Annotated in this window: 4 protein-coding genes and 3 tRNA genes; all 7 read right to left on the bottom strand. The window is 33.9% G+C overall.

Going from position 1 to position 3,689, the window contains the following annotated elements; genetic code table 11:
* Positions 1 to 162 precede the first annotated feature (162 nt).
* The 7 genes from ACTQZM_RS11795 to ACTQZM_RS11765 all read right to left on the bottom strand — a co-directional run bounded on the left by ACTQZM_RS11795 (position 163) and on the right by ACTQZM_RS11765 (position 3,610).
* Positions 163 to 672: an HAD family hydrolase gene (locus ACTQZM_RS11795; protein WP_441653876.1), complete on the bottom strand. Its 510-nt coding sequence runs from the start codon at positions 670 to 672 to the stop codon at positions 163 to 165.
* Positions 673 to 687: 15 nt separating this feature from the next.
* Positions 688 to 1,527 (bottom strand): Cof-type HAD-IIB family hydrolase, encoded by an 840-nt coding sequence (locus ACTQZM_RS11790; RefSeq protein ID WP_349279027.1) that lies wholly within the window; start codon positions 1,525 to 1,527, stop codon positions 688 to 690.
* Positions 1,528 to 1,641: 114 nt separating this feature from the next.
* Positions 1,642 to 2,385, bottom strand: a complete 744-nt coding sequence (locus ACTQZM_RS11785; protein ID WP_248626438.1) for an acyl-[acyl-carrier-protein] thioesterase — start codon at positions 2,383 to 2,385, stop codon at positions 1,642 to 1,644.
* A 115-nt stretch (positions 2,386 to 2,500) separates the two neighbouring features.
* A tRNA-Asn gene (locus tag ACTQZM_RS11780) sits at positions 2,501 to 2,574 on the bottom strand.
* 32 nt (positions 2,575 to 2,606) lie between these two features.
* Positions 2,607 to 2,680 (bottom strand) — tRNA-Asn (locus ACTQZM_RS11775).
* A gap of 71 nt (positions 2,681 to 2,751) precedes the next feature.
* Positions 2,752 to 2,824 (bottom strand) — tRNA-Thr (locus tag ACTQZM_RS11770).
* Between the two features lie 162 nt (positions 2,825 to 2,986).
* Positions 2,987 to 3,610 carry an HAD hydrolase-like protein gene (locus ACTQZM_RS11765; RefSeq protein WP_441653875.1) on the bottom strand — a complete coding sequence of 208 codons (624 nt, stop codon included), beginning with the start codon at positions 3,608 to 3,610 and terminating at the stop codon, positions 2,987 to 2,989.
* Positions 3,611 to 3,689: the final 79 nt, after the last annotated feature.

Below are 3,689 nucleotides of genomic sequence, written 5' to 3'. Positions count from 1 at the left end.
GTCGACTTAATTATAGAGGAAACAGATGTCTTTTTCTATTATTATGAGTATAAAAAAAGATATTTAGTGTTATCCTCCGTTTGAGTAACAACACTAAATATCATAGACCCAGGATAAAAATAAAGGCAGGAAGACCTAAATAATAGTCTTTCCTGTCTTTTTTTAATGATGTTTTTGCTTTTCAAGTTCTTCCCTAATTTTACCTTCAGGAGCATATTTTTCCGCCCAGTCTTTAGGTTTTAATACTTTATGGGTGATTTCATCGTAATGTGGTTGGCCATCCGGAAAAAGCTTCCCCATATTTGCTTGATGAACAATTTTTAGCATTGGATCAGGATCCACACCTAATAGCACAAAAGAACCATAAACAAAATAAAGCAAATCAACTAAAGCATCTACTTGATTGACTAATATCTCCTCATCTGACTCATTTATCGGCTCACCTTTTGCTAACAACTTTTCTTTACTCTTTTCAATTGCTTGATGCATCTGCGCAACGCTTTGTTCAAACATTTGCTCATCACGACTTGTAGCATAAAGCAATTCAATAATCTCTTCTATCTTAAATCCTTGCCGAAAAATCGCCTCTTGGAGATTGAAGGCTGTCGGTTGTTTCGGTGCACGATCATCAAAAATTCGATGAAATTCGCTTGCCATTTGATAAGGTGTCAAAATAACCACTCTTTCCTAAATTATATTGAAATGCTTCAAGGCAAGATATATGCCATCATGATTATTATCTGCAGTCACATAATCAGCAATTTCTTTCACTTGTTTTTTCGCATTTCCCATAGCCACTCCTAGCCCAACTGATTTTAACATATCGATATCATTAAAATGATCACCAAATGCAGCTACTTCATTCATGGTTAGGCCTAAATAATTCACTAGCGCAACAATCCCTTTATCTTTTGAACCACCCTTAGGAACAATGTCTACAGATTGTGAAGTCGAGCGCTGTATATCGCACAATGTCAAACTCTCTTTTAAACGAGTTAATTCTGAACGAGAAGCCATTAATATACACTGATAGATTGGCTCTTTAAAATCAGAGGCTTGCGGATAGTGACGACGTTTACGACGAATAGCCAACCTTTTTAATAACTTTACACCTGTAGAGAGATGCTTGCCTTTTGGTAGACGATATAATAATTTTGCAAAATGTTTTGATTGACCCACTAGCATTGCTAAACTACCCGTCATTTTCTCTCCAGCACCAAATAAAATGTGTTTATGATGTAACTTAGCATAGGATATCACTTGATTTAAGGCTTCTTCATTAAAAGGATGCGCATGAATGACACGATTTTGATAAACAACGTATTGCCCATTATATGTCACATAAAAGTCTAAACCTAACTCACCAACTAAACTCAATACATTGGGATAACCACGTCCAGTTGCTACACCACAAAGAATGCCTTGTGCTTGAGCTAAAGCAATCGCACGCTTCGTACTTGCTAAAACAGAACCATTTCCGTTAAACAAAGTACCGTCAATATCGAAAAAAATCGCTTTAATATTCATATTTTCGGCGTATTGCCTTCCCTCCTTTTTTATTTTCAAGGTCATTCTATCACATTTTTTGTTATTTGAGTACTAAAAAAAATCTATTTGTAAACTTGCAAATTAACATCATTTTCATAGTTTATTCCATAAAATTTCAGCTTCACAGCACAATTCTTCACTAACTTTGACCTGATGTCTAGAAATAACTTGGTCCTTGTTATCTGTTATTTCAGTTTCATAATAACTGTCTACAACATTTCCAAATTCAATTTCCTTATCAAATCGAATATTCACGTTTTTTATCGTATGGGTACTCAAGAATTCATAGCCTAGAACATCTAATAGCCAATTAAAATAGATGGCATTATTCACATGCTTATTGCTATCAATATCATAAAATCTCACTTTGAAGGGACTTGTTTTTGGATTTGAAAGTGGCTGCATTTTATTAAAACGTTTAATCTTTTTAATTTTTTCACTTTCATAAGGTGCGATAATTTCTTCATCCACAGCCTTAATTTTTCGTGTCGATAAATCCATTAATACAAAAACAGAAGATACCGTCACCAAACAATTTCCTGCTTCATCTTCTATAAAAAAATCCCGATAACAAAAATATTTATTATAAGCAGTTGCTAAAGTTGAAAAAATGATTTTCTCACCTAAACGTGGCATCCGATCAACATCGATTTCATAGTTCGTAATCACCCAACCTAGATTTAGTTGATTGACATAACTGCTCCCACGATTTAAATGATCACTTTGTTCCTCAGATGCTTTAATCATTACTTGAATTAAAGATGGGAGCGTCATTTGTTGATTAATATCACATTCATAATAAGCAATTTCATGTTTGATTGAATATCTTTGTGCCAAATTGTTCATATCCTTCCTTAATTTATATAAAAGTATTATAACAATCTCAAACATAAATGTCTTCAATTAATAAAATAAAAATAAAAAAAACACCTATCATCTGATAAGTGTCTTACTCCGGCAGTAGGACTCGAACCTACGACATCATGATTAACAGTCATGCGCTACTACCAACTGAGCTATGCCGGAAAAATATGAAATTGTTTGATAAAATTTATCAACTCCGGCAGTAGGACTCGAACCTACGACATCATGATTAACAGTCATGCGCTACTACCAACTGAGCTATGCCGGAATAAGATGTTATTAATATAACAGATAATTCAATTTTTTTCAAGCTTTTTTTTAACTTTTTTAAAAATTGAAAGCCACCTGCCGGGCTTGAACCGGCGACCCCCACCTTACCATGGTGGTGCTCTACCTGCTGAGCTAAGGCGGCAACTCAAGACAAGATATAGAATAACAGAGAATTAAATCTTTGTCAATGAGTTTTTACAACTTTTTTTAGTTTTTTTCTTTCTTATCGATAAGGCTAAAGATAACGTGCGCTAAAATAAAACAGAAAACTATTTAGCTTTTAAAAAAGGTATCAATTTCTTAGCTACAGTATTTCTAACAATTGTGCAGGACTAGTAACAATTTCTACAGCACCTGCATCTTCTAGCTCCTTTTTACTACCAAAACCATAAGTAACACCAATGGCTGCAATTTTATTTTCATTAGCTCCTAGACAATCATGACTACGATCGCCAATCATCCTAATTGTACTTGGTTCTAAATTTGGATTTTCGCTTAAGGCATAGGCAATAACTTGAGATTTTTTTGCACGCTTTCCCTCTAAATCAGCACCATAAATGGCTGTAAAATATTGATCAACATCAATTAAGTGTGCGATTTTCTTAACAAAGACTTCTGGCTTAGAACTAGCAATATATAATTGATATCTATCTTGTAATTGTTCTAAGACTTCTTTCATTTGAGGATAAAGCTGAACGAAATGCATATGTTCTTGATAGTATTCACGATATTTTAATACCGCTTCATTCGCTAAGTTTTTTGTTAATCCTATTCTTAAAAAACTATCTAATAATGGAGGCCCAACAAAAGTCGCCAACATTTTTTCATCTAAAGGTGGTTGATTTAATTGCTGCATTGCATATTGGATGGAAGCAAAAATACTTTTACTAGAATCAACGTAAGCGTCCAATAACAAGGTGTATCGCATCTATCTAGTCCTCCAGTTATACTGTATTCAAACAGAAGATTGGAGGTTTTTTATGATGAAACAACCCATTGTCCCTCTA

Source organism: Enterococcus cecorum (genome assembly GCF_052119425.1).
Taxonomy (GTDB): Bacteria; Bacillota; Bacilli; order Lactobacillales; family Enterococcaceae; genus Enterococcus_E; species Enterococcus_E cecorum_C.
The sequence above is the reverse complement of the archived record's forward strand: the minus strand, read 5'-3'. Positions and strand labels throughout refer to the sequence as shown.

Bases quoted from the DNA above. Each gene is read 5' to 3' on its own strand.
- ACTQZM_RS11790 (WP_349279027.1), bottom strand. From the start codon at position 1,527: ATGAATATTAAAGCGATTTTTTTCGATATTGACGGTACTTTGTTTAAC.
- ACTQZM_RS11765 (WP_441653875.1), bottom strand. From the start codon at position 3,610: ATGCGATACACCTTGTTATTGGACGCTTACGTTGATTCTAGTAAAAGT.